Source organism: Pseudomonas sp. 51_B, assembly GCF_017491595.1.
In the GTDB taxonomy this organism is placed as follows: domain Bacteria; phylum Pseudomonadota; class Gammaproteobacteria; order Pseudomonadales; family Pseudomonadaceae; genus Aquipseudomonas; species Aquipseudomonas promysalinigenes.
The window spans coordinates 1-255 of the sequence record NZ_JAFGYW010000520.1 but is presented as its reverse complement, the minus strand read 5'-3'; the positions used below and the strand labels follow the sequence as shown (position 1 = coordinate 255).

Annotated in this window: 1 protein-coding gene; it reads left to right on the top strand. The window is 58.8% G+C overall.

What is annotated here, in order from left to right; translation table 11 throughout:
* The coding region (locus J5M56_RS26020) for an Ig-like domain-containing protein (RefSeq protein ID WP_207938189.1) at positions 1-255 on the top strand (255 nt) is incomplete at both ends.

Here is a 255-nt window from a genome sequence, read left to right as displayed (position 1 = left end):
GCCGTGGACGACAGCAACGCCGTGACCGCAACCGAACAGCAGATGGAGCTGTCGGGCAATGTATTGACCAACGACGTGCAAGGCGCCGACCGTGTAGCAGGTGGGCCGGTGATTGCAGGCACCTTCAACGGTACCTACGGCACGCTGGTCCTGGCAGCCGATGGTTCCTACACCTACACACTTAATCCCGATGCACCGGGCTTCAAAAATCTGGGCGGTGGCGGCATTGGCATAGAGAACTTCTCCTACACAATC